The sequence below is a fragment of the Corynebacterium sp. HS2168-gen11 genome (genome assembly GCF_024834075.1).
Taxonomy (GTDB): domain Bacteria; phylum Actinomycetota; class Actinomycetes; order Mycobacteriales; family Mycobacteriaceae; genus Corynebacterium.
Map to the genome: position 1 here is coordinate 14,093 of NZ_JANUXR010000003.1, position 26,686 is coordinate 40,778.

Consider the following 26,686-nt stretch of genomic DNA (forward strand, 5'->3'; position numbering starts at 1 on the left):
ATCTGGGTAGCATCGGGTGGTTTTCAGCAGTGCATGAGATGCAAATAGAACATCAATAGTTCACAAATAAGCAAAAGGAGCAGTGCGGATGTGCTGCTCCTTTTGCTGTCACATGCAAGAGAATTTCAGAAACTGTTTGCCGGGCGTTCTCGGGCGTTGCCGGGTGTTGGTGACGTTCTCGGGCGCTGTCAGGCTTTTCCAGACGTTCCAGACGTGCCTGACGTTCCCGCGTTCCCAGGCGCTGCCAGACGCATGACCGATATACCCGTGCAGCTTTGCGACGATGCGTGTCACCTTGCACGAAGCTCTGACAGCGCGCCGGGTTGCATTGGCGTAGCAGAATTCGTGCCCAATATGCGACGGCCGGATATGTTCTGGCTTATGCAAAGGCTAAGTAAGCCAGGCACACACCATCGATAGCTACTGCTGCCACCAGGTATCTTGTGGGGTGACTGGTAAATGGCGCTTGTGCTGGCCAATCTTCCAAAGATGTTCGATACGAGCAACCGCTGCGTCACTGACTGGCCCAGTGCCCTCCACGTAGTTATCAATTTCCTGATAGGTGATCCCAAGGGCTTCTTCGTCGGCAAGCGCTGGTCGATCTTCCTCCAAATCTGCTGTTGGAACCTTTTCCCACGTTGCAGCCGGAGCCCCGAGTTCTTGCAGCAATGCCGCACCTTGACGTTTGCTCAGCCCAAACAGCGGTAATAGATCGGCGGCACCATCGCCAAACTTCGTAAAAAATCCCGTGACGTTCTCAGCCGCATGGTCAGTACCGATCACCAGCAAGCCCTTTTCACCGGCAAGCGCGTACTGCGCAACCATTCGCTGGCGAGCTTTAATATTGCCCTTATTAAAGTCCGTGACCTCATCCATGCCGAGTGTCTCTGCGGTCGCTGCAGCCAGGGCATCTGTCGCAGCTTGAATATTTATGGTGTGGCGATAATCTGGCTGAATAAAATCTAATGCCAGTTGAGCATCGTCCTCATCAGCTTGGACACCGTAGGGCAAACGCACAGCGTGAAAATGAGCTTCATAACCCTGATCGCGCAGCTTTTCGACGGCAAGTTGCGCCAGCCTGCCGGCAAGCGTGGAATCTTGTCCACCAGAAATGCCAAGGACAAACCCTTTGGCATGTGCATGTATGGCGTAATTGGCCAAGAAATTAATACGACGAGTAATTTCTTCGGCGGCATCTAGCGTTGGTTTGGTGTGAAGTGCGCGGAGGATCTCAGGGTTGCTCATTATTCCTATAGTAGTAACTGTTGCGTGATTCCGCTGAAGAGCTCCAGAAAGAGCGCCGATTAGGCTGAAAGTGCGAAGCGGAGGTATGACGCTTGGAGGTAACAGTTACTGAAAAGTGCAGTGCGTGTAGGATGGAGAGAACCTGGTGATGCTGGTGATGAAGATGACCATTATCGACACGGGGTGAGAAAGTGGCATGGGGAACCGTTTGGTGATATAGCCTAATATGCGATAAGATAACTCCTCGTGTCATGGCTGGCCGCATGTTATCGAAAAATTGCTGGTTCAAGCGTTCTTTGATTGATGTTTGAGGTCATGCCTTTTAGAAAAGTTGTGACGAGTTAGTACTATAATGACTCTTCCATAAGGAGAAAGGAGCGCCCGATGAAGGTTCGTAAGTCCCTTCGGTCGCTGAAGAACAAGCCGGGCGCTCAGGTTGTGCGCCGTCGCGGTAAGGTCTATGTGATCAACAAGAAGGAGCCACGTTTCAAGGCTCGTCAGGGTTAATCTTTACTTACTCTGTGCTTTGCAGCCGCCGGATTCTCTCGTTAAGAGGTGAACCGGCGGCTGTTTTGCATGCGAGATACTACCCGGGTGTGCGCGTAGCTGCCAGCAGCGAGCCCGGGTTGCATGTGCTGCCAGCAGCGAGTCCAGGTTGCATGTGCTGCCAGCAGCGAGTCCAGGTTGCATGTGCTGCCAGCAGCGAGTCCAGGTTGCATGTGCTGCCAGCAGCGAGTCGAGGTTGCATCCACTGCCAGCAGCGCGTTCAGGTTGCATCCACTGACAATCGTGTTGGACTGATTGCTGTCCACCGCGCATAGCGTCGTCAAGCATAACGCTGTACCGGTGATGGATGCGGGTAGCACGATAGGATGCGGCGTTGGAGGGTCGGATAGGTAGCGTTTTAACCATGTATCGATGCAGTCGTGAGCAAGGCCTGAACGGTTAATTGTCAAGGGGTAGTTTTGGCGGGGGAACTAGAAGGGGGTGGAGTGGGTTTGTGAAGAAGCTCACAAAAAATTGGCGCAATCTGGCCGAGCTGCGCAAATGTAATCCGGTCTTACCAATGTGTAATTTACCCAAACTCAATATGTGGGCTGCCGACTAAGGTCGTGCTGGGAGTTTCATGCGTGTAACTACTACATATAGAATATTTGCGTAAAATCACCACAACGTATAGTGTCTTTTCTGTCAGATCGACCGCAGGAATATTTCCTCGGTGAGGCCGATTTTTCGGGTTTGTACGTACCTGTGAACCGATGAAAACCGCAATTATTCATCACCCACAGTGCAAAACGGCTCTACAGCAAAGGAAGCAACACTATGTCTATAACTCTCTACACCAAGCCAGCTTGTGTTCAGTGCAAGGCTACCAAGCGCGCACTCGACAAGGCAGGTTTGGACTATGAAATGGTAGACATTTCGGTGAATGAAGAAGCTCGCGAATACATCATGGCGCTGGGCTACTTGCAAGTTCCAGTAGTAATGGCCGATGGCGAGCACTGGGCCGGTTTCCGCCCAGAGCGTATCTCCAGCCTGGTCGCTGCATAAGGACTTTCGATACAAACATCTCAGAGTTTTCCAAGCCGTCACATGAGATTCCCACAAGCGAGCACGCAATAATCAAGCAGTAATCAGCTCGTATGCGTGGGAGATCAACAGGCGGCTTTTCCTATGAGAAGCATTCTCACACTTGATTGCAAGGATAAGTAGGTACGTATCGTGCTTGTTGTCTATTATTCTTCCGCCACTGGAAACACTCACAAATTCGTGGAAAAGCTCGATCTTCCACTCGCGCGTATTCCGCAACGTAAGACAGATCCAGAACTTATTGTCGATGAACCATATGTCTTGGTATGTCCGACCTACGGTGGCGGGGCAAGCATTAGCCATCAAAACACCCGTCCTGTGCCACAACAAGTGATTCGCTTTTTAAATAACGAACATAATCGCAGCCTGATTCGCGCGGTCATTTCTTCTGGTAATACTAACTTTGGCACCGACTTCGGCATGGCCGGTGATGTCATTGCCGAAAAGTGCCAGGTTCCATATGTGTACCGCTTCGAGCTCATGGGGCTGCCAGAAGATGTTGCGAAGGTTCGTGAAGGTTTGCTCGAGAATGCAGAACAACTTGGGCTAGTGCCGTAAACTACAACTTTCTCCGCCAGCGCGCAGCTGATGTGGCTGGCAGGACGACTGCATAATTTCATACTTTTCAACAATCACCATGAGAGGAGCGTCGTCAAGCAATATGCTTTGCGACGCTTCCCTTATGGCACAACTGCTTAATTGGCATATATGCCGGATTAGGCTCCAACGTAAGGGAAATCTATCGTGTCGAACTCATTTGGGTCCACCGTGCCAGAGCCAGCTTCGGCGAGCGAGCAGCTCGATTACCATGCATTAAATGCACTTCTGAATCTTTATGATGACGATCACAAGATCCAATTTGATAAGGATCGCGAAGCTGCAAATCAATTCTTTTTGCAGCATGTCAATCAAAACACCGTGTTCTTCCATGATCTCGAAGAGAAAATGGAATACCTGGTTGAGAACAAATATTACGATCCAGCTGTTTTAGCGAAGTACGACTTCGACTTTATTAAGGATCTGTTCAAGCAAGCCTATGCGCACCGCTTCCGTTTCCACACATTCCTCGGTGCGTATAAGTACTACACTTCATATACCTTAAAAACCTTTGATGGTCGCCGTTACCTGGAGCGTTTTGAAGATCGCGTGTGCATGGTTGCATTATCGCTTGCCGACGGCGATGAAGCACTGGCACGCCACTTAGTTGATGAAATTATTTCTGGTCGCTTCCAGCCAGCAACACCAACGTTTTTGAATATGGGTAAAGCCCAGCGTGGTGAACCAGTATCATGCTTCCTGCTGCGTATTGAAGACAATATGGAATCCATTGGTCGTTCCATTAACTCTGCACTTCAGCTATCTAAGCGCGGCGGCGGTGTGGCGTTATTGCTGACCAACTTACGTGAATCAGGTGCGCCAATTAAGCACATCGAGAACCAATCATCTGGCGTGATTCCAGTCATGAAGCTGCTCGAAGATGCGTTCTCCTATGCGAACCAGCTCGGTGCGCGCCAGGGCGCAGGTGCTGTGTACCTGAATGCGCACCACCCAGATATTTTGAACTTCTTGGATACCAAGCGTGAAAATGCTGATGAGAAGATCCGCATTAAGACCCTTTCGCTTGGCGTTGTCATCCCAGATATCACCTTTGAGCTGGCAAAGCGCAATGATGATATGTACTTGTTCTCGCCATATGATGTAGAACGCGTATATGGTAAGCCATTTGCCGATCTTTCAGTGACTGAGCATTATCAAGAAATGGTGGAAGATCCACGTATTCGTAAGAAGAAGATTAATGCTCGTGAATTCTTCCAGACACTGGCAGAAATTCAGTTCGAGTCGGGCTACCCATACATCATGTATGAAGACACCGTCAATGCTGCAAACCCAATTGCAGGACGCGTGAATATGTCAAACCTGTGCTCTGAAATTCTGCAGGTGAATACACCATCCGAGTTCAACGCCGATTTGACCTACAAGCATGTAGGCGACGATATTTCCTGTAACCTCGGTTCATTAAATATTGCCATGGCAATGGATTCTCCTGATTTTGCCATGACCATCGAGTCTGCCATTCGCGCATTAACGGCAGTGTCAGAGCAAACCGCAATTGATTCCGTACCGTCGATTCGCAAGGGCAACGATCAAGCCCATGCAATTGGTTTGGGTCAGATGAACTTGCACGGTTATTTAGGCCGCGAGCACATCTATTATGGTTCGGAAGAAGCACTGGACTTCACCAATGCGTATTTCGCCGCAACCTTGTACCAGTGCCTGCGAGCTTCTAATAAGCTGGCCAAAGAACGTCAAACAACCTTCGCTGACTTCGCAACCTCTGAGTACGCAAGTGGCGAGTATTTTGATCGCTTCGATCCAGCCGATTTCGCGCCAAAGACGCCAAAGGTTCAGCAGCTGTTTGAAAAGTCCACTATCTATACGCCAACGGCACAGGACTGGGCGCAGTTGAAGGCCGACGTTATGGAACACGGTTTGTTCAACCGCTACCTGCAAGCAATTCCGCCAACAGGTTCGATTTCCTATATCAATAACTCCACATCTTCGATTCACCCAATTGCCTCTCGTATTGAGATTCGCAAAGAAGGCAAGATCGGCCGTGTCTACTATCCAGCGCCACATATGGATAATGAGAACCTGGAGTACTTCCAAGACGCCTACGAAATTGGTTTCGAGAAGGTTATTGATACCTATGCTGTGGCGACCAAATACGTGGATCAGGGCTTGTCGCTGACCTTGTTCTTCAAGGACACCGTGACCACCCGTGATATCAACCGCGCACAGATTTACGCATGGCGCAAGGGCATTAAGACCTTGTACTATATCCGTCTTCGTCAGGTCGCCTTGCAAGGCACCGAAGTTGATGGATGCGTAAGCTGCATGCTCTAACCACCAAAAATGCCGCTGCACATTGAGTTTCTATGTGCAGCGGCATTGCCAGCTACTTGCCTGCTTGACGACGCCTTGTAGCCACCTGTTTCACGCCTACGTTCTTGTGTCGTGAGTATCGTGCTGCATACGTCGTGGTGGGCTTATATCTGCTGTCTGTAGAAGTAGGTGAGGAGTAGTGCGAAGGCCTACAAAAACGGCCTTGCTTGGTTGATCCAAACAAGGCCGCGGTTGTGTCGAAGACGAAAAGTATTAACGCTTTGCTAATTCTTTATCGATATACAGCAAGCCAAGGCCGTCGCCAGCAAACTTCATACGGTTAATGATTTCTTCAACAGAAGATTCTTCTTCGATCTGCTCGACCAAGAAGCCGTCCAAGAATGGGCGAGATTCGAAGTCTTTGACAGACTCAGAGATTAACGCGATTTCACGAATCATGGCGGTGACTTTTTGCTCGTGGCCAAGTGCTGCTTCGAATGCTTCCAAAGCAGTGGTGACATCTAACTTTGGTGGGTTGATATCGCCAATTTGTGGGGTATAACCACGATCGAGCAAGTGCTGAGCGAATGCTTGTGCATGCTCAAGTTCTTCAGCGTGCTGCTTCTTCATCCAGTTAGACATACCAGTCAAGGAAAGGTCTTCCAGGATATAAGAAAGCTGCAAATAGATCATTGCTGCTTCGAGTTCAGCGGTTACTTGATTGTTCAGGGCTGTGGAGAGTTTCTCATCAATATGCATACTCAAAGTGTAAAGGGTGCTGGAATGCTTGTCATGTAAAGTTAGCCCAGCTTAACTTAGGTTTTTATGGTTTGGATATCCTAATATTGTTGCTGTGTCACACACCCGCACGGTTATATTACAGACATCTAAATGACGTGGTAGATTGCCGATTATATGTAATATCCGCCACGTTTTTTGTCCGTGCGTCACGATTGGTGAGAGATTTCTTCGGTAAAGACCATTTGCAAAAATGTGATGCACTTCATATTCTGAAAGGGTATTGAGAGCTAAAAAGTAATGATAGCGAAGATGAAAATCTGCAAAAAGTACCCCTGATAAGCAAGTTCGCCGTGACGTAGTTTGCTCGGTAGTCTAGGGTATATTCCTGTCGCAACTCATTTTTAGTTGGCAGTGGCCATCCGCACGAATATTCAGCGAGAGTGGCACCAGTGTAGACCTTTTTGACGTAAGTCGAAACAACCTTCAGGTGGCCGGTATGCGTACCAGGCTATCTATTTTCTAGTGAAACCTTTGCTGCGGGTGACCGTCGCAAAGCAAAAGGAGTGCTATAACGTGGAGATTTCTGAAAAGAAGTATATTGACGAGCATCCAAATCCAGTCAGCGCGATTAACTGGAACACAATTCCTGACGAAAAAGATTTGGAAGTGTGGGATCGTCTCACCGGTAATTTCTGGTTGCCTGAAAAGGTGCCGGTTTCAAACGACCTCAAGAGCTGGGCAACGCTGACTGAATTAGAGCAGCAGACCACCATGCGTGTGTTCACTGGCTTGACGCTGCTCGATACGATTCAAGGCACTGTGGGCGCTGTTTCGATGCTGCAAGACGCACAGTCGTTGCATGAGGAAGCAGTGCTCACCAATATCGCGTTTATGGAATCTGTGCACGCCAAGAGCTATTCCAATATCTTTATGACGCTGTCGTCGACCAAGCAGATCAATGAAGCTTTCCGTTGGTCGGAGGAAAACGAGAATCTGCAGCGCAAGGCAAAGATCGTGCTCTCGTATTACGAAGGTAATGATCCGCTCAAGCGCAAGGTTGCGTCCACGTTGCTCGAATCCTTCCTGTTCTACTCGGGTTTCTACCTGCCAATGTACTGGTCATCGCATGCGAAGCTGACCAATACGGCTGATATTATTCGCCTGATTATTCGTGACGAAGCAGTGCATGGCTACTACATCGGCTATAAGTTCCAGCAGGCATATCTGAAGGAAACTCCAGAACGTCAGGAGGAACTGAAGGAATACACCTATGATCTCTTGCTGGAACTCTACGAAAACGAGATCCAGTACTCCGAAGATCTCTACGATCCATTGGGTTGGACGGAAGACGTGCGTCGTTTCCTGCGCTATAACGCCAATAAGGCTTTGAATAACCTCGGCTTTGAGGCGCTATTCCCAGCCGATGAAACCCGCGTTTCGCCAGCAATTCTGTCTGCGCTTTCGCCAAATGCGGATGAAAACCACGACTTCTTCTCTGGCTCTGGTTCGTCCTATGTGATCGGTAAGGCAGAAAACACCACCGACGACGACTGGGACTTCTAACAGGCCTAAGTCGATGCTTGACGACGCAGACCTGGGACCACGCAATTGCTGCGGTTCGAAGCTTTGAGTGTGGTCTATGGTCGTGTGATTGTAGCTGTGGTCTGAATGGCTTGAACCCCATCTCTATCCTTCAATGGCAGATATGCCGCGAAGGTTAGCGATGGGGTTGTTGTATAGCTGGCATTTGAGGCGCGTGTTATATGCGGTATGGGGTATATTGCGTGCGATGACACGGCGTTCAATCTTTAGGTTGATACATTAGGGGGGTGTAGTAATGGTGGGTTACGTTGGGAAACGCTGATGTTTCCGAATCTCACATGTGTTACGTGTCACTGTCTGGAACTAAAACACCCGCTGGTTGTAGCGAGTGGACTGGGAAAATGGCTCAACCGTTTCGTGAAACAAAAAGACCTGAGTAAAGTATTCAAAAGCCTAGCTCTTTAGTAGGGCTAGAAAATAAAGCAATACGTTCCGTAGAATGAGGAGCGTACCTTTAGGTGTGTGTGAAAAGTGTGATACTTGCGCATCTAACTCAAAGTCAGGAGGATCGTATGACCGCTGTGGCGCCAAGGCAGGAGAATTACTCCGAGCCTACTCGTCCCGCGCCAACCGGAGGTGCCCGTCTTGGCACCCTCGCGTGGAAGATGTTGACCACCACTGACCACAAACTCTTGGGCATTATGTACATCGTGATGTCCTTCGTGTGGTTCTTCCTTGGTGGTTTCATGGCACTGCTTCTGCGTGCCGAGTTGTTTACCCCAGGTTTGCAATTTCTTTCAAATGAGCAGTTTAACCAGCTGTTTACCATGCACGGCACTATTATGTTGCTTGCATTCGGTACGCCAGTTGTGTGGGGCTTCGCAAACTATGTGCTGCCATTGCAAATCGGCGCACCAGACGTTGCATTCCCACGTTTGAACGCTTTTGGTTTCTGGATTACCACCATCGGCATTGTCGCAATGCTCGCTGGCTTCTTAACTCCAGGCGGTGCGGCCGACTTCGGTTGGACCATGTATATGCCATTGGCTGACTCTATCCACTCTCCAAACGTTGGTGCTGATATGTGGATCGTCGGCGTTGGTGCTACTGGTGTTGGTACCGTTGCATCCGCAATTAACATGATTACCACCATCCTCACCATGCGTGCGCCTGGTATGACCATGTTCCGTATGCCAATTTTCTGCTGGAACATCTTTGTTGCATCGTTGATCGTGCTGCTGATCTTCCCACTGCTGCTTGCTGCTGCATTGGGCGTGCTCTACGACCGTAAACTCGGCGGTCACATCTACGATCCAGGCAACGGCGGCGCTGTTTTGTGGCAGCACCTGTTCTGGTTCTTCGGCCACCCAGAAGTGTATGTGTTGGCACTGCCATTCTTCGGTATTGTTTCTGAGATTGTCCCAGTCTTTAGCCGCAAGCCAATGTTCGGCTACATCGGCCTGGTATTCGCAACCTTGTCCATTGGTTCCCTGTCGATGGCAGTGTGGGCACACCACATGTTCGTGACCGGCGCTGTGTTGCTTCCATTCTTCTCCTTCATGACCTTCCTGATTTCGGTTCCTACCGGCGTGAAGTTCTTCAACTGGTTGGGCACCATGTGGAACGGCCACATCACTTGGGAAACCCCAATGCTGTGGACCATGGGCTTCTTGGTAACCTTCCTCTTCGGTGGTTTGACCGGTATTATGCTGGCTTCCCCTCCATTGGACTTCCACTTGGCTGAGTCGTACTTCCTGATTGCACACTTCCACTACACCTTGTTCGGTACCGTGGTATTTGCTGCAGTTGCAGGTGTGTACTTCTGGTTCCCTAAGATGACTGGTCGTATGCTCGACGAGCGTCTTGGCAAGATCCACTTCTGGATTACCTTCGTTGGTTTCCACGGCACCTTCCTTGTGCAGCACTGGCTGGGCAACATGGGTATGCCACGTCGTTTCGCGGATTACCTCGAGTCCGACGGTTTCACCTTCTTGAACCAGGTTTCTACCGTATTCTCCTTCCTGTTGGGTCTGTCGGTACTGCCATTCATCTGGAACGTTGTGAAGTCCTGGCGTTACGGCGAAGTTGTCACCGTTGATGATCCTTGGGGTTATGGCAACTCTTTGGAATGGGCTACCTCCTGCCCACCACCACGTCACAACTTCGTATCCTTGCCACGCATCCGCTCTGAACGCCCAGCGTTCGAGCTGCATCATCCTCACATGGTTGAAACGATGCGTCGCGAAGCACACGTTGGACATCACTAAGCCGAATCGTGAATATCTTGTGCGAGTGATCCGTTCGCACTAGGTTCATAGTCTTACTGACTTTTGAGGGCCAAGGCTATCTTTCGAAAAGATGGTCTTGGCCCTTTGGCTTTTCACCAACACTGTTAGCACAGACCACCATATTTCCTCTCGGCGCGTGAGAGAACGCAGCACCCTCAGCGAGCGCAGCGAACCCACAGAACCCAGCGCCCTCAGCCAACCCAGCGAACGCAGCGCCCTCAGAGCCCCAATGGGACACAATGCCCCAGATTGTTCACCTTCACGTTTGGTATCTGTGCCCCTGATCGTTTGTTTGACTGTATGCTAGTGGACGCACTGATTTCAGTGATGCATCGCATAGTTTAAGTTTCAATTATTTCGTGAAAGAATACATACTTGTGAATACAACTCAACCACCTCAACTCACTGTTTCGTTACAGCCTGGCTTAACTCCGGCAGTCATTTCGATCTCAGGACCTGACCACACTGGTGTTTCTGCGGCATTCTTCCGCGTCCTCGCCGCCAACAGCGTCCAGATCCTTGACGTGGAGCAGTCGCAGTTTAGAGGTTTTCTTTCACTGGCAGCCTTCGTCGGTTTTCGCATTGAAGACCAGGAACGGATCGAGCTTGCGCTGCGCGAGACGCTGAGCATTTATCAGCAGAGTGTGTCGGTGGAAATTCAAGCCACCGCGCAATCATCGCGACCTCGTTCGACGCACGAAATGATCGTCTTAGGTAATCCCATCGAAGCATCTGCAATCGCTAAGATTGGTCAGACGCTGGCTGATTATGATGCCAATATCGATACCATTCGCGGCATTGCTGACTATCCAGTCACTGGTCTGGAACTGAAACTCTCCTTACCAAGTGCCACTCCAGGCGCAGGTGTTCCGCTGCGCAAGGCACTTGCAGAACTGACCACTGAGCTCGGCGTTGATATCGCGATCGAACGTGCTGGTTTGCAGCGTCGCTCGAAGCGTCTGATCTGTTTCGACTGCGACTCCACACTGATCACCGGCGAAGTCATCGAGATGCTTGCGGCACATGCCGGTAGGGAAGCAGAAGTTGCTGCGGTTACCGAACGCGCCATGCGCGGCGAACTCGACTTTGAAGAATCCTTGCGTGAACGCGTGAAAGCCCTTGCCGGCCTTGATGCAGCAGTGATCGATCAAGTCGCAGCCGATATTATTCTCAGCCCTGGTGCCCGTACCACCATTCGTACCCTCAAGCGTCTTGGCTATAAAACAGCCGTAGTCTCAGGTGGCTTTATACAAGTGCTTGAAGATCTCGCGGCGGAGCTTGAATTAGATTATGTGCGCGCGAATACGTTGGAAATCGTGGATGGGAAACTCACGGGCCGCGTGATTGGCAAGGTCGTCGATAGAGCCGCAAAGGCTGAGTTCTTGCGCGAGTTCGCCGCTGATTCCGGCTTGGAAATGCACCAAACGGTTGCAGTGGGCGATGGCGCAAATGATATCGATATGATTTCTGCTGCAGGGCTAGGCATTGCGTTTAATGCGAAGCCAGCGTTGCGCGCAGTCGCTGACACCTCGGTGAACTCTCCATTCTTGGATGAAGTGCTGCATATGTTAGGCATTACGCGTGCCGAAATTGATGCTGCTGATTTACAAGAAGGTTCGCTGCGTCGCGTTCCGCTGGACTAGGTTTTCATGATTCCACAGGAGTTCGCTACCTCTCATGCGCGCTTGGCTCGTGCGGTTGCAGATCGTTCGTGGACGCGCGGCGAAGACCCAGACGATCCTGCAACCATTCAAGCAATGCAGCTTGTGTTGCATCTTCCAAAAGATCCAACGCGTATTCCGCCACGCTCCCACGTGCTTATTGCCGCAGCGCAGGCAGTTGTGACGCTGTGTCTGGAGCCGCAAGCAGGGATCCCTGGTGAATTTCAAACGCGTCTGGAAACCTGGTATACGCATCGGATTCGGAAAGTCGCTCGTCGCGCCAGGAATAAACAGTGGCGTGACGCGCAAGCAGTACCAGGGGTAACCGTGCATTACCAGCAGGCGAGCGTGCGTGCATGTGTGCCTTCGGCAGTACAAGACGTACCGCCGGTGTTACGGAAACTTCAAATTCATGGCACTGATCTCCCGCCAGATGCTGTTCATTCGCCTCTGCCGGAGATTACCGCTGAAGTGTCCGTGGCACCTGTTGTGATTGTTGTTGATGCATCGTTGGGCATGTCGGTTGGCAAAGTGGCCGCGCAGGTGGGTCATGCTTCGATGCTCTTTGCTGGTCAGCAATCCGTTGAGTGGTGTTGGCGCTGGCAGCAAGCTGGCTTTCCGCTAACTGTGAGAGAGATTCCGCACGATCAGTTCGTCGCAAAGCAAACGCTGCCGCAGGCAGTGGTGGTTCGTGACGCTGGTTTTACCGAAATCGCGCCGAATACCGCAACCTGTGTCGCACTGCTTGCCAGTGACGTGCTGCATGCTTGACGACGCAGGTTCGCAGCCTACGTCGAAAAGCAATCTCGTTACTGTTGCACCAGCCGTTTGAGCGCGCCGATTACCACGTCGGGATCATCGGTGCGCCAAAATTGTGGCATGGAATCGAGTAAGAACTTGCCGTAGCGTCGCTCGACGAGACGCTTGTCGAGCACGGCCACCACGCCTTTATCGGTAATGCGGCGGAGTAATCGGCCGGCGCCTTGTGCCATGAGCAATGCGGCATGGGTGGCGGCAACTTCAATAAAACCGTTGCGTCCTTGCTGATCCGCGGCTTCTTTGCGAGCTTGAAGTAATGGATCATCAGGGCGAGGAAATGGGATTTTATCCATAATCACCAAAGAACAGCTCTTGCCTGGTACGTCCACGCCTTGCCACAACGAGAGCGTGCCAAATAAGCAACTGTTTTCTTGATCTCGAAATTGCTGAATCAAGGTGCCGGTCGTGTCCTCGCCTTGCAAGAAAATCTTAAATGGCAGTCGTGCGCGTAACGCATCGGCAGCTTCTTCAGCAGCCCGGCGCGAACTAAACAACCCCAAGGTACGGCCACCGGCGGCCATAATCAGGGTGTAGATTTCTTCGAGAGTTTCTTTCTGCAGGCCATCGCGTCCGGGTTCCGGCAAGTGTCGCGGCGTGTATAAAATGCCAGAGCGTTGCGGGTCAAAAGGACTGCCGGCGTCTAAACTATCCCAACTGTTATGTGGAATACCCCAGCTAGCCGCCATTGCGCGGAAATTACCGCCGAGAGTGAGTGTGGCAGAGGTTAAGACCACGGTGTTTTCGTTAAACAGATTGGTTGCAAGTAGCCCAGCGACACTTAATGGTGCCACCTTTAATACTGCGCCGCGGCGTTCGTCGTGCTCGACCCATACAACGTCGTGATGGGCGGTGATATCTGGCTCATGGAAGATCTTGAGCACACTGACAATCGCATCGTGTTGCTCAGCTAAATGTCGGGAAAGTGCCAGGCGCTCAGCATGAGTCTCGGGATCATTGCTTTGCTCACCATTCGGTGCGTGTGCAATATAGTCGCGTAAGGTCCACAAGCATCCTTGCAAGGCCGTCAAGATTGGCTGCATTTGCTCTGGCAAAGCAGTCAAGCGTCCTGTCGGCAGCGTCAAGAGAGCGTCTTCCCAGTTTTCTGCAGACTCCACCAGCTTTTCAGCGCGTTCAGCAGCGTTAAGTTTCTTCGCGCGCTTGGCCGATAACGATAACGCTTGCATCGAAAGCTCGATGGTGGCAACTGAGGTGATTCTGGTTTCCAGCTCATGTGCTTCGTCGATAATCACAGCACTATGCTCTGGCAAAATATTGGCCTCACTTAATGCCTCAATCGCCAACATGGCGTGATTAGTCACCACCAGCGCGGCGTGTTTGGCCTTTTCGCGCGCTTGCTCGGCAAAACAGGTGTCACCGAATGCGCACATGACAGCCCCAACGCATTCATGGCTGGTTGAACTTGCCTGCGACCACACGAGATTCGGGACACCTGGCACGATTTCGTCGCGATCGCCAGTTTCTGTGGTTTGTGCCCATTCTTTCAGCCTTAATGCGTGCGCGCCGATGGCTGATACTTGAGTTTCTTCGAGGATTGCTTCGGAATCGTCCTCGGCAAACAGACGCTCGCGTTTACGCTCGCAGAGATAATTCTGTCGCCCTTTCAAAATAGCGAAAGTCACAGGCGCAGCCAGCACGGGTTCGAGGGCTTGCGCCAGGGCAGGAAGATCGCGCTCGATTAACTGATTTTGCAGCGCTAGGGTCGCCGTTGAAATGACCACTGTGGTGTCGTTGCGAATGGCATACTCAAGTGCTGGTACGAGGTATGCTAGCGATTTACCCGTACCAGTGCCCGCTTGCACCGCCAGGTGACGCTCATTGGCAAGAGCACCAGCAACAGCTTGTGCCATCGCTTCTTGTCCACTGCGGGTGCTTCCACCAAGTGACTCAACCGCAGTGGACAACAGTTTTAATACGCGAGCATTCCGTTTGGAATCGCTGCTTGTCGACGTCTGCGCAGATGATGCCATTAGAACCCAAGAAAACGAGTATTTAATACTGGCTCGTCTTTACTCAGTGCTAAACCTTCCCACGGCAAGGTGACAAGTTGGCCAGCAAGATAATTTCGTGATTGTTCCAAGGTTGGTTGGCCTTCTACAATCTTGCCATCGCGCATCAACGGTACCGTAAGTTCTTGTACCTCAAGGTTGTTGATCTCTGGGGTTGGGGCAGCAAATGGGGTGATGATTTCTTCAATTGCGGTGCCAGTTGCCCGATGTGTGCGTACAGCGCGTTTTGCTCCACCAACTGACTTCTTATTGCGCGAACGCTTTGCCACTGGCAAGCCATCAACTTCCACGAGTTTGTACACCATTGAGGCAGTTGGAGCACCAGAACCGGTGACCACTGAGGTGCCAACACCGAAACCGTCGACAGGATCGCCGCGCAAGCCTGCGATGGCGTATTCGTCGAGGTCAGAGGATACGATAATGCGCGTGTTATAGGCGCCAAGTTCATCAAGTTGCTGGCGGACTTTGCGCGTCATCACACCTAAATCACCAGAATCGATACGCACAGCGCCAAGTTCGGTGCCGCCGATTTCAATTGCGTTGATGACGCCCTGCGTAATATCGAAGGTATCGACGAGCAGCGTAGTTCCGAAGCCGAGCAGATCGACTTGAGTTTGGAAAGCCGCACGCTCATTTGCCGAACCGTCTTCATTGACGTGTACCAGCGTCCACGCGTGAGCAGCAGTACCAGCACCAGGAATGCCATACCGATATACCGCCTCGAGATTCGAGGTGGCGGTGAAACCCGCCAGATATGCAGCACGCGCTGCAGTCACAGCAGCAGCTTCGTGTGTGCGTCGGGACCCCATTTCCATCAGTGGGCGTCCATCGGCGGCTGTGACCATACGTGCTGCGGCAGTTGCAATCGCTGAGTCAGCATTGAGGATCGAGAGGATTACAGTTTCGAGCACCACACATTCAGCAAAGGTGCCGCGAACAGTCAGAATCGGGGAGTGCGGGAAGAAGAGTTCGCCTTCGCGGTAGCCGTCGATGTGGCCAGAAAAACGATAGTTGCGTAAATATTCAATGGTGCTTGGCTGCAAGAACGTCAGAGTTGCTAGCTGATCTTCGGTGAAGACAAAGTTTCGTACCGCTTCGAGTACGCGTGCGGTACCAGCAACCACACCATAGCGGCGTTCATGTTGTAGGCGGCGCGTAAATACCTCAAAGGCGCATTGCCTGTGGGCAGTACCGTCGGCAAGCGCAGACTCGAGCATCGTCAGCTCGTACATATCGGTTAATAGGGCTGTGGATTGGAAGGTGGTCACAGTATTCTCACTTTTCCGCTTGATCGCGATCAGTACATCGTAGGCATCCAACTGTCTGCAGCACCGCACAAGCAACCGCAAACCGTAAAGTTATCTAAAAGTAGCGTAGCAAACCTAACGCGCCAGTTGTATGACAGCGTAAGTTTTTCCTGCCGCACTCGCAACGCCAACACCAATAATTGCGGCATCTTTTGTCGCGAGCGCTGCTTGACTTGCAGCGTCTTGAAACCACAGATCTAGAAAAGCTACCGCAGTTGCCTGTTCATTCGGTAACGCAGTTTGCACCATAATTACCTCGGCAGGAGTTTCCCGAAAAGAATTGGTAATAGCATTCCGCTCTGCCCAGTGTTGTGCCTGAATACTTAATTCAATATCGGGATTCAGCGGATTACGGTGTGTATCGGTGCGAGAGCGATTCAAAATAAACGCAATATCAGTGCGAATTTGAGAATCTTCCCAGACTCGCGAAATATCCAACGGCTGCGTGAGCTGGTCGAGGGTGGGATTTTCAGCAAGTATTCTGGCATCTTCATAGCCGGAACTACGTGGATTGAAGGTATGGCTTACCGTGACGATGGTTGAAAATGTGGCACTGAGTACTGTCACAACGGCCATCACTTTGGATAAAAGTTGTTGCACCTGTTCCAACGTAGCTGGATCTTTGAGCGAGCGTAGATGCTGTTTGACGGCATCAGTTATGACCTTCACGCTTTGGATTGCCATTGCTGAAATGTCCTTTCTCGCCTGAACATAATTGAGGAAACAGTATTGCACACAGTGCCGAAAACGCTGATATGCCGATGGGCGGCATGACGCAGACGCGATTGACGATAGGGGTATCACACATATGACACGGAAAAATACGTTTGTCGTACAGTCTAATCAATTGCCGATGCCAAAAAAGTTCCTGAAACGGCAGGACAGGCGAAAAACTTCCGATGACTTTCATTTTCGGCTACCTTCGTAACACTTCAACGGTTATGCTGTAGGGCATGAGTACTATGCCACCGATGTTAGCGTCGCCGATGGCCGCTCCTGAGCTTGACGAGGAGTTGCTTGCCGACGAACTCACAAGTGAAAATCTGCCATGGCTCTGCATAGTTTGGGATGATCCTGTCAATCTCATGAGTTATGTCTCATATGTGTTCCAAACCGTGCTGGGATATGACAAAAAACGTGCTATTGAACTGATGATGCAAGTGCATACTGAAGGCAAAGCAGCGGTCAGTTCTGGCGAAAAAGACAAAGTAGAAATGGACGTCGTTAAGCTCCAGACCGCCGGGTTGTGGGCCACAATGCAGCAAGCAGGGTAAGGAAACCATGGATCCTTGGAAACGTAAAAAAGCTCTTTTCGGTGCGCCAAAATATGTGTGTACGTTGCGTGATTCCGAACGGGAAGTATTAGGCAGTCTGGCGTCAATGGTTGCTGAAGCCTTAATTGAGCGTGCGCAATCGGCACCAAAAGACGAACTTGCAGAACTCACCGGTATGCCGTCTGGGCACAAAGAAGCACCAACTGATCCAGCGCTTGCGCGACTTTTGCCTGATTTTGAGCGCCCTGGTGATGAAGAATATGAAGGCGATAATGCGTTGCTGCGCAGCCTGCATGAAACTGAAATCACTAAGGCGAAATTAGAAGGGCTGACCACCATTACCTTTGCGTTGGGGCCGGGCGGTTCGAATGAAATCGTCTTAACTGAACCAGAAGCGCATCTGTGGTTGCGTGCGTTAAATGATATTCGCTTGTATTTGGATGCCTGCCACATCCCCGATGCGGTTGCGAAATTAGATTGTGGCAGCATCGCAGATTGGATTGGTGGCCAACAAGAAACGTTGCTTGATGTTCTGATGCGAGATTTTGAATAATGAGTGGACAGCTCACAGACGTTGCAGGCATTGGTATTGCCCATCACAGCATGGGGGATACTGGCTGCACGGTCATTGTGGCACCTGAATCTGCAATTGCCGCTGTGGATGTTCGCGGTGGTGGCCCAGGTACACGCGAAACTGATTTGCTTGAGCCGCAGAATACGGTTCAACGCGTGCATGCAATTTGTTTAAGTGGCGGTTCGGCCTATGGTTTGGCAACTGCTGATGGCGTGATGGCAGCGCTGGAAGAACATGGCATTGGTTTTGCGGTTTTAGGCCCTGATACGCCAGGGCCAATTGTGCCGATTGTGCCAGCAGCAGTGATTTTCGATTTGCTGGTAGGTCAGGCTGATCATCGACCAACGCGGGAATCAGGATACTCGGCAACCTGTGAGATCCTCCGGCAATGGCCACGAGTGAGCTCGCGAGACAGCACAGCGCGTGATGCCGCAGCGCAAGACGGCACAGCGCGAGACGGCACAGCGCGAGACGGCACAGCGCAAGATGGCACAGTGCAAGATACACAAAGTGCAGTAGCAGCACACGGTGGCATAGACCAGCTTGCCCGCAATGTGCATACGCAACCAGCATTATCGGGTTCGGTTGGAGCAGGTTGCGGCGCGACAGCAGGCGTACTGCGCGGTGGATTCGGGCAAGCTTCGCGCAAGGTCGGGCCCTATACAATTGCCGCAGGCATTGTGGCGAATCCGATGGGCAGCGTCATTGATCCTTCCACTGGCAAAAGCTGGTTTGATAGCTCGATCGCTGTGGATATTGCAGCCTTTTCCCAGTTGCAATCGCCAATTGCGAAGTTAAATACCACAATCGGCGTGATTGTCACCGATGCTCCGATCAGTAAAGCTCAAGCGAAGCGAGTCGCAATGGTTGGCCACGATGGCATTGCGCTGGCAGTTCGCCCAGCACACGCGCCATTTGATGGGGATACATTATTTTGTCTGTCCACCGGCGACGGTCAAGGTGTGGACGTACACGTACTGCATGAGCTTTCAGCGGCGGTGTCGTATGTGGTTGCAGAGGCGATTCTTGATGCGGTGGTATCAGCAGAAAGTGGATTCGGCCAAGTATCCTTGCGTGAAATCCGCGTACAATAGCGACTATGACGTTTGGAAATTCTGCATATGGAGGACCTGCGGTCCCTGCAACCTCAGCATTAGAACCTCCCAATACGAAATCGGCAGGTTTTCGAGTTGGACGCCAAATTGCGGTGCGCTTTTTGCTGATCATCTGGCTAATTCACGTCATCAACGTAGTCGTATTCCGAGGTGGTCTTGCGTATTTCGGCATTCAACCGTTAGATGTCCCTACCATTTTGCATATTTTTTCAGCGCCGCTGATTCACGGCAGTTGGCAGCACATTATCGCCAACAGCACCGGTGCGATCTTCGCATTTCTAGTGGGATATTCTGGCCGTCGCGTCTTTTGGGAAGTCACATTAATTTCGATGGTAGTCGGTGGCCTCGGAACCTGGCTCACTGGCGGCCAAGGCATTCACGTTGGCGCCTCTGGCGTTATTTATGGCTGGCTGGGATATCTCGTGATCCGTGGCATTTTCAATCGCAGCTGGACCCAAATCTTGCTAGGAATCGTGCTGAGCATATCGTTTTCGAGCATGGTGTGGGGCGTTTTTCCAACCGCCGGCGCAAATATTTCCTGGCAAGGCCATATGTGGGGTGCCATTGGTGGCATTTTGGCAGGTGCGTTTATCACCTCGGACGATCCACCAAAACTTCGCGCGAAGCGTCAGCAACAACGCCTCGAACGCAAGTGACAAGCCAGTTTCACAAGGCGCGCCCAACAGCCGCCGAGGCGTTTGCACCGTGACGGCACCAGTATTGATGTGACGTTGCACTGTGGTGTGTGATTCGACGGTACTTGGTTCGACACTGAGCAGCATAAAAGCCCGCGTCTGTGCTTATCGACGCGGGCGTGTGTATGAATGAGCGCAGTACAAATATACTAAATCTTGCGGGCGATAATTGCCGCAATTTCATCATTACCGCGATGCGTTAAGTGCGTGGTGATGTTATACGGATCAGATGCGTTATCAATAATTCCAGCTACCCAACGCTGTTCAGTTGGGGCGCACATATCGTGTCCTACTGAATCCGTAGCAATATCAATCCATTCTGTGCCAGTCGCTGTAGCAGATTGGCGTTGCCAATGACTGACTGAATCAAACGCACTGCGGATCAGCCGTGAATGAATAACAATAGGTGGCAGACCGCGTACGTGAATTGGGCAGGATTGTCCACTTGGCCCTATTAAGGACGGATAACTTAAAAATGCGATGCGCGCATTCGGTGCTGCCTGCCGGATCCTAGCAACCTGCGTTTGCATTTCACGAACAAACCCTTCCGTTTGCACATTGAAGAAGCCAGGTGCTTTCCACGTGTCGTTAAAACCAATTTGAATCAGAACGATATTGGTTCCGGCATGCAGGTGTCGCTGGTCGATTGCTGTGTTGATCTGATTGGAAAGGCGCTTATTGCGTTCGATTGGGGCGTATGCCACCGCACCAGTACATGCAAAGTCTTCCACCTGATCACCCGTGATGCGTGCTAATGAGGTCGCAATACGGCTTTCACTCCGTGGACAACGCCCCTGGCCTGGTGCGTTGGGGGAAACTTTCCCAGGACCTTGAATATAGTCAGCCCAGCCGAAGTAGGGATTTGCCATTAAAGAATCACCGAATAAGACGATCTGACGCCCAGTTGCCTGTGCCGGTGCCGCCCAAAGAGTGCAGCCAAGCAATGCTGTGGTGACAGCGGCGAGAAGGCGAGTGATCGAGTGGCGCATTATGGTTCTCCCAAAGGGTCGGAAATGAGCATGCATGCAGCAAAATACGGTACAGAGCCACACAAACATACATAACTGTTACTAATGTTAAAAATGTTAATGGTTTGGGAGTTGAGTATACAACCTCTGAGGTTGTTTGATGGAAAATTTCTTTCCTAGTTGTGCGCGTGTACGCACCGCTAGCGTGGTAACTTCTCAAGACTGACAACACGCAAAAACTTGTGATGCACCAGGTATAAAACATGCTTGTTACCGGCACTTATAGGCAGTAACAAGCATGATTATTATCGGACTCAAGTCAAGTAAAACTTAAGAGAAGTCGTTGATATTTTCTTTGGTTACCGTGATGACGGGAAGTGGAATCTCAGCAGTGAGCCGTTCACCTGTGAGGGCTTTCGCAGCTTCTTGCACAGCACGCGCCCCAATCTCGCGTGGCTGCTGCATAATGGTGGCAAACATAGTGCCCTCTTGCACTGCAGCAAGACCTTGCGGCGTACCGTCAAAACCAACCACGAGAACGTCAGTGCCAGCACGTTCCTCTAATGCTTCGATCGCGCCGAGTGCCATTTCGTCATTTTCCGCAAAAATGGCTTTGACCTTCGGGTGAGCGTCGAGAAGCTGCTTGGTAACGCTGATACTTTCTGCTCGGTCAAATTTTGCGCTTTGCGTTGCGCTGACTGTAATGTTTGGAAATTGTTTCAGTCCAGCTTGAAAACCTGCGGTGCGTTCGTTGGTGGTAGGCAGTTTTGCATCGCCTTCGAGGATAAGTATTTCGCCTTCGCCGTGCAGCGCCGCGCCGAGTAGTGCAGCGGCCTGCTGTCCACCTGTGCGATTATCTGCGCGAATAAACGATGCAATATCGCCGCCATTGCTGTTGAGATCTACCGTGAGCACTGGAATATTCAACGCATTTAAGGCAGCCACCGATGGGATAATCGCATCTGGGTCGGTTGGCTGAATGATGACTGCATGGGCGCCATCTTCGGCGACTGTGCTGAGTTGACTGGCTTGCTCGGCGGGGTCATCATAGGCATCTTCGATAAGGAGGCGAATACCTAATTCTTGAGCTTTGGCTTCTGCGCCTTCACGCATTTCAGTGAAAAATGGATTTGTTTGGCTGGAAATTGAAAATGCCACGGTGTTTGGGTGTTTGTGAGGATGCGGTTGCGGTGTCTGCGGTTGGCAGGCAGCGACGCTCAAGCTCAGTGCTGTGGCAGAAACAATGGTGAGAGTTTTGCGAACAATGGTCGAAAACATGGGTGAGGGTTCCTTTCCTCAGGCACATAAAGTGTCGAACGACAACATAACGTGATATAAGAAAATGGTATGCCTTTAAGGCTGTGTCGTGCATCTTTTCTGAGCGGGATGCATGGAAAGTCACTTCGATAGAAAAAAGTGATAATACATACAGGTAGTGTGTATGAGCGGTCACGTTTTATGGTACTTGTGCCTGCTCAGGGGGCTATGATTGTGTGAGTCACAAGCGGCCATGAGCGTCTGATGGGGCAAAGCGAGTAGGATCAAGGGCGTCTTTACTACGCCCGTCGTCGGGATGAATCCGGTGTGGAGTCATGATCGCGATGTCATCGAAGCGTCGTCAAGCAGATAAGCTCGATCGGGCATTAACTATGTATCACCGTGCGTGAGCAGCACAACCTGTGCCTGTGCAGGTGCTAGGGGCTAAGAAAGGAACGTTGCGTGTCAAAGAATCCTGCAGAAACACAGCTATCGGCAGTCACTGATCCTGCTGCGCCAATTGGGATTTTCGACTCCGGCGTTGGTGGCCTGACAGTCGTGCGTACCATTATGGAGCAACTGCCGAATGAATCAGTGATGTATATCGGTGATACTGGGCATGGTCCGTATGGTCCGCTCCCAATCGAAGAAGTGCGTGCGCATGCGTTAAGAATCGCTGATGAGCTGGTTGCTCGCGGGTGTAAAATGATTGTGATCGCCTGTAATACCGCTTCCGCCGCCTGCTATACCGACGCCCAAGCACGCTATAACGTTCCAGTGCTGGAGGTTATTCAGCCAGCTGTGCGCCGGGCAGTTGCAACAACGCGCAATGGCAAAGTTGGTGTGATCGGCACGGTTGGAACCGTTCATTCTGGCGCCTACCAGCAATCATTTGCCAATCACGAGGATATGGAAGCCTATGTGGCAGCCTGCCCACGATTCGTCGATTTCGTGGAGCGAGGCATTACCTCAGGTCGGCAGATTTTAGGCGTGGCGCAAGCCTATGTGGAACCACTGCAAGCTGCCGGAGTCGATACGCTCGTGCTCGGCTGCACACATTATCCATTATTATCAGGTGTTATTCAGCTGGCGATTGGCGATCACGTCACCTTGGTATCCTCAGCCGAAGAAACCGCGAAAGACGTGCTGAAAGAACTTTCAAAACGCGACTTGCTTGCCGACGCGATCAATAATCCCAATCCACAGCGCACCTTCGAATCCACTGGTGACCCGCATCTCTTTGCCCAGTTAGCCCATCGATTTTTAGGTCCGCATGTGACATATGTCGAACAAGCCCACCTGTTGTAATATTTCACAACTTTTCAGCAAAAACTAGCCACTCAACTCGAAAACGTGCGAAAGTTATGCCTATGAAGGTGATCATTCTCGGAAGTTCCGGCAGCCTAGGTGCTCCGGATAATCCAGCCTCTGGATATTTAGTACAAGTAGATAATGCGCCAAGTATCATCATGGACATTGGCCCTGGTGTTCTGGGGAATCTGCAAAAAGTACAAAATCCAAGTGATGCGCATGTGATCTTTAGCCACCTGCACCCAGATCACAGTCTTGACTTCCCATCACTGATGGTATGGCGGAGGTATCACCCACAATTTTCTGCAGCAAGCCGCAATATTTGTATCGGCCCAGGCTATGGACATGACCTCTTAGGGCGGCTATCGGCAGATGCGCCAGATGCGATTGACAATATGGGCGATAGCTTTATCTACCTGCCGTGGCAGCCACATCACACTGAAATCATCGACCGTATTCACGTCACCCCATATCCGGTTATTCACCCAACCGAAAGCTACGCAATTCGGCTCGAAGAACCAGCAACCGGAAAAGTGATCGCTTATTCCGGTGATACCGCCTACACCGAGGAACTTATCGCCTGTGCACGCTATGCAGATTTGTTCATCTGTGAAGCAACCTGGGGTGAGTCTTCCGAAGGCAAAGTGCCAGATATGCACATTTCTGGTGCTGAAGCCGGCCAAATTGCCCAAGCAGCAGGTGTGCAGCGCCTGGTGTTGACGCATATTCCGCCGTGGGTGGATAAAGAAGCCACCAAACGTGCCGCTGAAGCGCACTTTACCGGACCTGTGGACATCGCCATGCCTGGTATGGAGTTTGCTGTTTAAGCACTGTTGAGGTGCGGTTGAGGTGCTGCTGGAGCACTGTTTCAGCGCTGCAGGGGCGCTTGAATCGCTGCCTAATCACAATCGAGGCACCGCCTCACCGCACTTGAAGCACCGCCTCACCGCCTCACCACAATCGTAGCTCCATCTCAGCACAGCACGGCTTCGTGCGGTAGGGTTTGAAAGTATGACTGAACATACTTTCACCCGTGCTGATGGTCGCGCCGCCGACCAAATGCGTAGCGTTAAAATTACCCGTGGTTTCACCACCAACCCTGCTGGCTCTGTCCTCATCGAATTCGGCAACACCCGCGTGATGTGTACTGCCAGCGTTGAAGCAGGCGTGCCACGGTTCAAGCGTGACTCAGGGGAAGGCTGGCTCACCGCAGAATACTCCATGCTGCCAGCATCAACCCATGAACGCATGCCGCGCGAATCCATGCGCGGGAAAGTCAAAGGCCGCACCCATGAAATTTCCCGTCTGATCGGGCGTTCCCTGCGCGCTGCAATTGATCTGCGCGCCCTGGGCGAAAACACTATCCAAATTGACTGCGATGTTCTGCAAGCCGATGGCGGCACCCGCACAGCTTCTATTACCGGTGCGTATGTGGCGCTCGCAGATGCCATTAGCTATCTCAAAGCCCAAGGACTTGTTCCAGGCGAACCACTGCTCCCACCAGTTGCAGCTGTTTCGGTGGGTATTGTCAATGGCCACACCCTCTTGGATCTGCCATATGAAGAAGATTCACGTGCTGATGTTGATATGAACGTCATTATGACCGAAGCTGGCGAATTCGTCGAGATTCAAGGTACCGGTGAACACACCACTTTTAATCGCGCACAGCTCGAGAGCCTGCTCGCGCATGCTGAAAAAGGTTGCCGCGAACTGATTGCTGCGCAGCGTCAGGCACTTGGGCTTGCAGTCGCTGGATAAAGGACACCACCGTGAAGATTTTGCTCGCAAGTAATAATGCGAAAAAGGCAAAAGAGCTCGACGCAATTTTGACTCAAACCGGTATTGACAACGTCGAAGTTCTTTCCCTCGCAGAGGTTCCAGCCTATCCCGAACCTATCGAAAATGGGCGCACTTTTGCCGATAACGCGTTACTTAAGGCCCGCGCCGGGGTAGAACATACTGGACTTATCACGCTTGCCGACGATTCAGGCATTACCGTTGAAGAATTACATGGGTGCCCTGGGGTGCTTTCAGCACGTTGGGCAGGAACGCATGGCGATGATGCTGCAAATAACCAATTGTTATTACAGCAGTTGCACGATGTACCAGATGAGCGTCGACAAGCAGCGTTTGTCAGCGTGTGCGCATTAGTGACCCCAACTGGGGAAGAATACGTAGTCGAAGGCAAATGGGAAGGCTGGTTGCTGCGCGAACCGCAAGGGGAGCATGGCTTTGGCTATGACCCGCTGTTTTTGCCGCAAGAAGAAATTGACAATGGGCAAAGGCGCAGTTCGGCGTGCTTGAGTCCAGAGGAGAAGAATGCGATCTCACATCGTGCTCGGGCGCTGCAGACGTTGATGCCGATTCTTGCGAAGCTGGCTGAATCTGCTTAGCGACGCCAAGGGCAGCTGCCCATGTCAGGCGAATAAAAAGGCCTCTTGAACGTTTACACAGTTCAAGAGGCCTTTTGTGATGGAAGCTGCTACAGGCCTAGACCAAGCTGTGACGCAGAGGCGATGCAACAGTAGCGGTGAAACGTTGTTATGCGACGTTGAGTTGGAACTTTTCGGTAACCTCGTCGCGACGCCACTTTTCAACGAAGAAGCTTAAGAATGGAATACATCCCGCAGCGGCGGTGATAACCCAGCGCAGTGGTGGCCACAGTGCTTTGGTACCTAAGTTCAAGGTAGCCAGAAGATAGACGATGTAGAACAACCCGTGGACCTGGCCGATATAGTGCATCCACTGTGGAACATCAATGCCAATGAGATATTCAGCGATCATACGGCTGGTGAGAATCAGCAGCCATACGCCGGTGACCCAAGCGCTGATGGAAAATAAGGTTAAGGCCTGCTTGACGCGGCGTTTACGCTCTGGATGGATTGGCTTTGGGGATGTCATGAAATGTGCTCCTTGAAAGAAAATTGTATTCCTGCAGCGTGCAGATACGTTACGGCTGAGAACGTCGGCGAGTTGGTTTATGTAGCTCGTTGAATTCTTCGACGCTTAACGACTTGCGTTCAGGCAGGAAATCTTCAGCAATTGTGGTCGGGGTAGCAGACGTATTCGGAAGCACAAACGGATCATTTTGTTCTGCTTCAAAGGCAGCTTTTTCGTTCTCGTACTGCAAGATTTTACGATAGGCAAAGACGAAGAAGAAACCGAAAAATGGCCACTGGAATGCGTAACCTAAGTTTTGGAATGTGCCTGTTCCAGACTGAAAACGGGTCCACTGCCACCATGCTAATGCCCAGGTACAAATAATCAGTACCGCAAGGAATAGAACATGCCACGGCTTGACCCGAAGCTTTGGTGCTGGGGCAGCCGGCTTGGAATCGTCAATGTTCACGACCATAAGCCTAGCAAAGGAATCGCTGGCATGAGATTTT

The 26,686-nt window shown here is 51.3% G+C and carries 26 protein-coding genes; 16 read left to right on the forward strand and 10 right to left on the reverse strand.

Annotation, left to right across the window (positions count from 1 at the left end):
- Positions 1-420: 420 nt before the first annotated feature.
- Positions 421-1,245, reverse strand: a complete 825-nt coding sequence (nadE, locus tag NXS99_RS02630; RefSeq protein ID WP_259287131.1) for an ammonia-dependent NAD(+) synthetase — start codon at positions 1,243-1,245, stop codon at positions 421-423.
- A gap of 384 nt (positions 1,246-1,629) precedes the next feature.
- Between nadE and ykgO the strand changes: the two genes are divergently transcribed.
- Positions 1,630-1,752 carry a type B 50S ribosomal protein L36 gene (ykgO, locus tag NXS99_RS02635; protein ID WP_005511141.1) on the forward strand — a complete coding sequence of 41 codons (123 nt, stop codon included), beginning with the start codon at positions 1,630-1,632 and terminating at the stop codon, positions 1,750-1,752.
- Between the two features lie 3 nt (positions 1,753-1,755).
- On the opposite strand, the gene NXS99_RS02640 is transcribed toward ykgO, so the two are convergent.
- Positions 1,756-2,079 (reverse strand): hypothetical protein, encoded by a 324-nt coding sequence (locus NXS99_RS02640; protein ID WP_259287132.1) that lies wholly within the window; start codon positions 2,077-2,079, stop codon positions 1,756-1,758.
- 489 nt (positions 2,080-2,568) lie between these two features.
- On the opposite strand from NXS99_RS02640, the gene nrdH reads away from it, so the two are divergent.
- The 3 genes from nrdH to nrdE all read left to right on the forward strand — a co-directional run bounded on the left by nrdH (position 2,569) and on the right by nrdE (position 5,739).
- Positions 2,569-2,796 carry a glutaredoxin-like protein NrdH gene (gene nrdH / locus NXS99_RS02645; protein ID WP_259287133.1) on the forward strand — a complete coding sequence of 76 codons (228 nt, stop codon included), beginning with the start codon at positions 2,569-2,571 and terminating at the stop codon, positions 2,794-2,796.
- 171 nt (positions 2,797-2,967) lie between these two features.
- Entirely contained in the window at positions 2,968-3,393 is a 426-nt protein-coding gene (gene nrdI, locus NXS99_RS02650) for a class Ib ribonucleoside-diphosphate reductase assembly flavoprotein NrdI (protein ID WP_259287134.1), read from the forward strand.
- Positions 3,394-3,579: 186 nt separating this feature from the next.
- Positions 3,580-5,739, forward strand: coding sequence for a class 1b ribonucleoside-diphosphate reductase subunit alpha (gene nrdE, locus NXS99_RS02655; protein ID WP_259287135.1), 2,160 nt, complete (start codon positions 3,580-3,582; stop codon positions 5,737-5,739).
- Between the two features lie 252 nt (positions 5,740-5,991).
- On the opposite strand, the gene NXS99_RS02660 is transcribed toward nrdE, so the two are convergent.
- Positions 5,992-6,477 (reverse strand): ferritin, encoded by a 486-nt coding sequence (locus NXS99_RS02660; protein WP_259287136.1) that lies wholly within the window; start codon positions 6,475-6,477, stop codon positions 5,992-5,994.
- A gap of 555 nt (positions 6,478-7,032) precedes the next feature.
- On the opposite strand from NXS99_RS02660, the gene nrdF reads away from it, so the two are divergent.
- The 4 genes from nrdF to NXS99_RS02680 all read left to right on the forward strand — a co-directional run bounded on the left by nrdF (position 7,033) and on the right by NXS99_RS02680 (position 12,721).
- Complete coding sequence (nrdF, locus tag NXS99_RS02665) at positions 7,033-8,022, forward strand: class 1b ribonucleoside-diphosphate reductase subunit beta (protein ID WP_259287137.1); 990 nt, start codon at positions 7,033-7,035, stop codon at positions 8,020-8,022.
- Positions 8,023-8,573: 551 nt separating this feature from the next.
- Positions 8,574-10,268 (forward strand): cytochrome c oxidase subunit I, encoded by a 1,695-nt coding sequence (ctaD, locus tag NXS99_RS02670; RefSeq protein WP_259287138.1) that lies wholly within the window; start codon positions 8,574-8,576, stop codon positions 10,266-10,268.
- Positions 10,269-10,666: 398 nt separating this feature from the next.
- Entirely contained in the window at positions 10,667-11,932 is a 1,266-nt protein-coding gene (gene serB / locus NXS99_RS02675) for a phosphoserine phosphatase SerB (protein WP_396124803.1), read from the forward strand.
- A 6-nt stretch (positions 11,933-11,938) separates the two neighbouring features.
- Positions 11,939-12,721, forward strand: a complete 783-nt coding sequence (locus tag NXS99_RS02680) for a peptidyl-tRNA hydrolase (protein ID WP_259287139.1) — start codon at positions 11,939-11,941, stop codon at positions 12,719-12,721.
- Positions 12,722-12,759: 38 nt separating this feature from the next.
- Here NXS99_RS02680 and NXS99_RS02685 read toward each other — a convergent pair whose 3' ends face one another.
- The 3 genes from NXS99_RS02685 to NXS99_RS02695 all read right to left on the reverse strand — a co-directional run bounded on the left by NXS99_RS02685 (position 12,760) and on the right by NXS99_RS02695 (position 16,787).
- Positions 12,760-14,757: an ATP-dependent DNA helicase gene (locus NXS99_RS02685; RefSeq protein WP_259287140.1), complete on the reverse strand. Its 1,998-nt coding sequence runs from the start codon at positions 14,755-14,757 to the stop codon at positions 12,760-12,762.
- Positions 14,757-16,094: a nicotinate phosphoribosyltransferase gene (locus NXS99_RS02690; RefSeq protein WP_396124808.1), complete on the reverse strand. Its 1,338-nt coding sequence runs from the start codon at positions 16,092-16,094 to the stop codon at positions 14,757-14,759. The genes NXS99_RS02685 and NXS99_RS02690 overlap by 1 nt, the downstream gene beginning before the upstream one ends.
- An 84-nt stretch (positions 16,095-16,178) precedes the next feature.
- Entirely contained in the window at positions 16,179-16,787 is a 609-nt protein-coding gene (locus NXS99_RS02695; protein ID WP_259287141.1) for a serine protease, read from the reverse strand.
- 269 nt (positions 16,788-17,056) lie between these two features.
- On the opposite strand from NXS99_RS02695, the gene clpS reads away from it, so the two are divergent.
- From clpS to NXS99_RS02715, 4 genes are read left to right on the forward strand one after another with little or no spacing between them, the layout of a single operon-like run.
- On the forward strand, positions 17,057-17,377 hold the full coding sequence (gene clpS, locus NXS99_RS02700; RefSeq protein WP_259287142.1) for an ATP-dependent Clp protease adapter ClpS: 321 nt from the start codon (positions 17,057-17,059) through the stop codon (positions 17,375-17,377).
- Positions 17,378-17,384: 7 nt separating this feature from the next.
- On the forward strand, positions 17,385-17,930 hold the full coding sequence (locus NXS99_RS02705) for a DUF2017 domain-containing protein (protein ID WP_259287143.1): 546 nt from the start codon (positions 17,385-17,387) through the stop codon (positions 17,928-17,930).
- Positions 17,930-19,045: a P1 family peptidase gene (locus NXS99_RS02710; protein WP_259287144.1), complete on the forward strand. Its 1,116-nt coding sequence runs from the start codon at positions 17,930-17,932 to the stop codon at positions 19,043-19,045. The genes NXS99_RS02705 and NXS99_RS02710 overlap by 1 nt, the downstream gene beginning before the upstream one ends.
- A 5-nt stretch (positions 19,046-19,050) precedes the next feature.
- Positions 19,051-19,722: a rhomboid family intramembrane serine protease gene (locus NXS99_RS02715; protein ID WP_259287145.1), complete on the forward strand. Its 672-nt coding sequence runs from the start codon at positions 19,051-19,053 to the stop codon at positions 19,720-19,722.
- Positions 19,723-19,910: 188 nt separating this feature from the next.
- On the opposite strand, the gene NXS99_RS02720 is transcribed toward NXS99_RS02715, so the two are convergent.
- Both NXS99_RS02720 and NXS99_RS02725 read right to left on the reverse strand, forming a co-directional pair.
- Complete coding sequence (locus NXS99_RS02720) at positions 19,911-20,750, reverse strand: GDSL-type esterase/lipase family protein (protein WP_259287146.1); 840 nt, start codon at positions 20,748-20,750, stop codon at positions 19,911-19,913.
- 309 nt (positions 20,751-21,059) lie between these two features.
- Positions 21,060-22,007 carry a substrate-binding domain-containing protein gene (locus tag NXS99_RS02725; RefSeq protein ID WP_259287147.1) on the reverse strand — a complete coding sequence of 316 codons (948 nt, stop codon included), beginning with the start codon at positions 22,005-22,007 and terminating at the stop codon, positions 21,060-21,062.
- A 441-nt stretch (positions 22,008-22,448) separates the two neighbouring features.
- Between NXS99_RS02725 and murI the strand changes: the two genes are divergently transcribed.
- From murI to rdgB, 4 genes are all read left to right on the forward strand, one after another.
- Positions 22,449-23,294: a glutamate racemase gene (murI, locus tag NXS99_RS02730; RefSeq protein ID WP_259287148.1), complete on the forward strand. Its 846-nt coding sequence runs from the start codon at positions 22,449-22,451 to the stop codon at positions 23,292-23,294.
- A 62-nt stretch (positions 23,295-23,356) separates the two neighbouring features.
- Entirely contained in the window at positions 23,357-24,124 is a 768-nt protein-coding gene (locus NXS99_RS02735; RefSeq protein WP_259287149.1) for an MBL fold metallo-hydrolase, read from the forward strand.
- A gap of 184 nt (positions 24,125-24,308) precedes the next feature.
- On the forward strand, positions 24,309-25,055 hold the full coding sequence (gene rph / locus NXS99_RS02740) for a ribonuclease PH (RefSeq protein WP_259287150.1): 747 nt from the start codon (positions 24,309-24,311) through the stop codon (positions 25,053-25,055).
- An 11-nt stretch (positions 25,056-25,066) separates the two neighbouring features.
- A complete protein-coding gene (rdgB, locus tag NXS99_RS02745; protein WP_259287151.1) occupies positions 25,067-25,690 on the forward strand; it encodes an RdgB/HAM1 family non-canonical purine NTP pyrophosphatase in 624 nt (207 codons plus the stop codon).
- A 148-nt stretch (positions 25,691-25,838) separates the two neighbouring features.
- On the opposite strand, the gene NXS99_RS02750 is transcribed toward rdgB, so the two are convergent.
- The gene (locus tag NXS99_RS02750) at positions 25,839-26,198 is read right to left on the reverse strand and encodes a DUF3817 domain-containing protein (RefSeq protein ID WP_259287152.1); all 360 of its coding nucleotides are present in this window, start codon (positions 26,196-26,198) and stop codon (positions 25,839-25,841) included.
- Positions 26,199-26,247: 49 nt separating this feature from the next.
- Positions 26,248-26,652 carry a hypothetical protein gene (locus tag NXS99_RS02755; protein ID WP_396124804.1) on the reverse strand — a complete coding sequence of 135 codons (405 nt, stop codon included), beginning with the start codon at positions 26,650-26,652 and terminating at the stop codon, positions 26,248-26,250.
- Positions 26,653-26,686: the final 34 nt, after the last annotated feature.

What these genes read in the sequence shown, in the direction of transcription:
- nadE (WP_259287131.1), bottom strand. Translation starts at nt 1,245, where the DNA reads ATGAGCAACCCTGAGATCCTCCGCGCACTTCACACCAAACCAACGCTA.
- rph (WP_259287150.1), top strand. Translation starts at nt 24,309, where the DNA reads ATGACTGAACATACTTTCACCCGTGCTGATGGTCGCGCCGCCGACCAA.
- nrdH (WP_259287133.1), top strand. Translation starts at nt 2,569, where the DNA reads ATGTCTATAACTCTCTACACCAAGCCAGCTTGTGTTCAGTGCAAGGCT.
- NXS99_RS02710 (WP_259287144.1), top strand. Translation starts at nt 17,930, where the DNA reads ATGAGTGGACAGCTCACAGACGTTGCAGGCATTGGTATTGCCCATCAC.
- NXS99_RS02695 (WP_259287141.1), bottom strand. Translation starts at nt 16,787, where the DNA reads ATGGCAATCCAAAGCGTGAAGGTCATAACTGATGCCGTCAAACAGCAT.
- clpS (WP_259287142.1), top strand. Translation starts at nt 17,057, where the DNA reads ATGAGTACTATGCCACCGATGTTAGCGTCGCCGATGGCCGCTCCTGAG.
- ykgO (WP_005511141.1), top strand. Translation starts at nt 1,630, where the DNA reads ATGAAGGTTCGTAAGTCCCTTCGGTCGCTGAAGAACAAGCCGGGCGCT.
- NXS99_RS02755 (WP_396124804.1), bottom strand. Translation starts at nt 26,652, where the DNA reads ATGGTCGTGAACATTGACGATTCCAAGCCGGCTGCCCCAGCACCAAAG.
- NXS99_RS02720 (WP_259287146.1), bottom strand. Translation starts at nt 20,750, where the DNA reads ATGCGCCACTCGATCACTCGCCTTCTCGCCGCTGTCACCACAGCATTG.
- NXS99_RS02735 (WP_259287149.1), top strand. Translation starts at nt 23,357, where the DNA reads ATGAAGGTGATCATTCTCGGAAGTTCCGGCAGCCTAGGTGCTCCGGAT.
- NXS99_RS02660 (WP_259287136.1), bottom strand. Translation starts at nt 6,477, where the DNA reads ATGCATATTGATGAGAAACTCTCCACAGCCCTGAACAATCAAGTAACC.
- NXS99_RS02640 (WP_259287132.1), bottom strand. Translation starts at nt 2,079, where the DNA reads ATGCTTGACGACGCTATGCGCGGTGGACAGCAATCAGTCCAACACGAT.
- NXS99_RS02715 (WP_259287145.1), top strand. Translation starts at nt 19,051, where the DNA reads ATGACGTTTGGAAATTCTGCATATGGAGGACCTGCGGTCCCTGCAACC.
- ctaD (WP_259287138.1), top strand. Translation starts at nt 8,574, where the DNA reads ATGACCGCTGTGGCGCCAAGGCAGGAGAATTACTCCGAGCCTACTCGT.
- NXS99_RS02705 (WP_259287143.1), top strand. Translation starts at nt 17,385, where the DNA reads ATGGATCCTTGGAAACGTAAAAAAGCTCTTTTCGGTGCGCCAAAATAT.
- NXS99_RS02680 (WP_259287139.1), top strand. Translation starts at nt 11,939, where the DNA reads ATGATTCCACAGGAGTTCGCTACCTCTCATGCGCGCTTGGCTCGTGCG.
- NXS99_RS02685 (WP_259287140.1), bottom strand. Translation starts at nt 14,757, where the DNA reads ATGGCATCATCTGCGCAGACGTCGACAAGCAGCGATTCCAAACGGAAT.
- NXS99_RS02725 (WP_259287147.1), bottom strand. Translation starts at nt 22,007, where the DNA reads ATGTTTTCGACCATTGTTCGCAAAACTCTCACCATTGTTTCTGCCACA.
- NXS99_RS02750 (WP_259287152.1), bottom strand. Translation starts at nt 26,198, where the DNA reads ATGACATCCCCAAAGCCAATCCATCCAGAGCGTAAACGCCGCGTCAAG.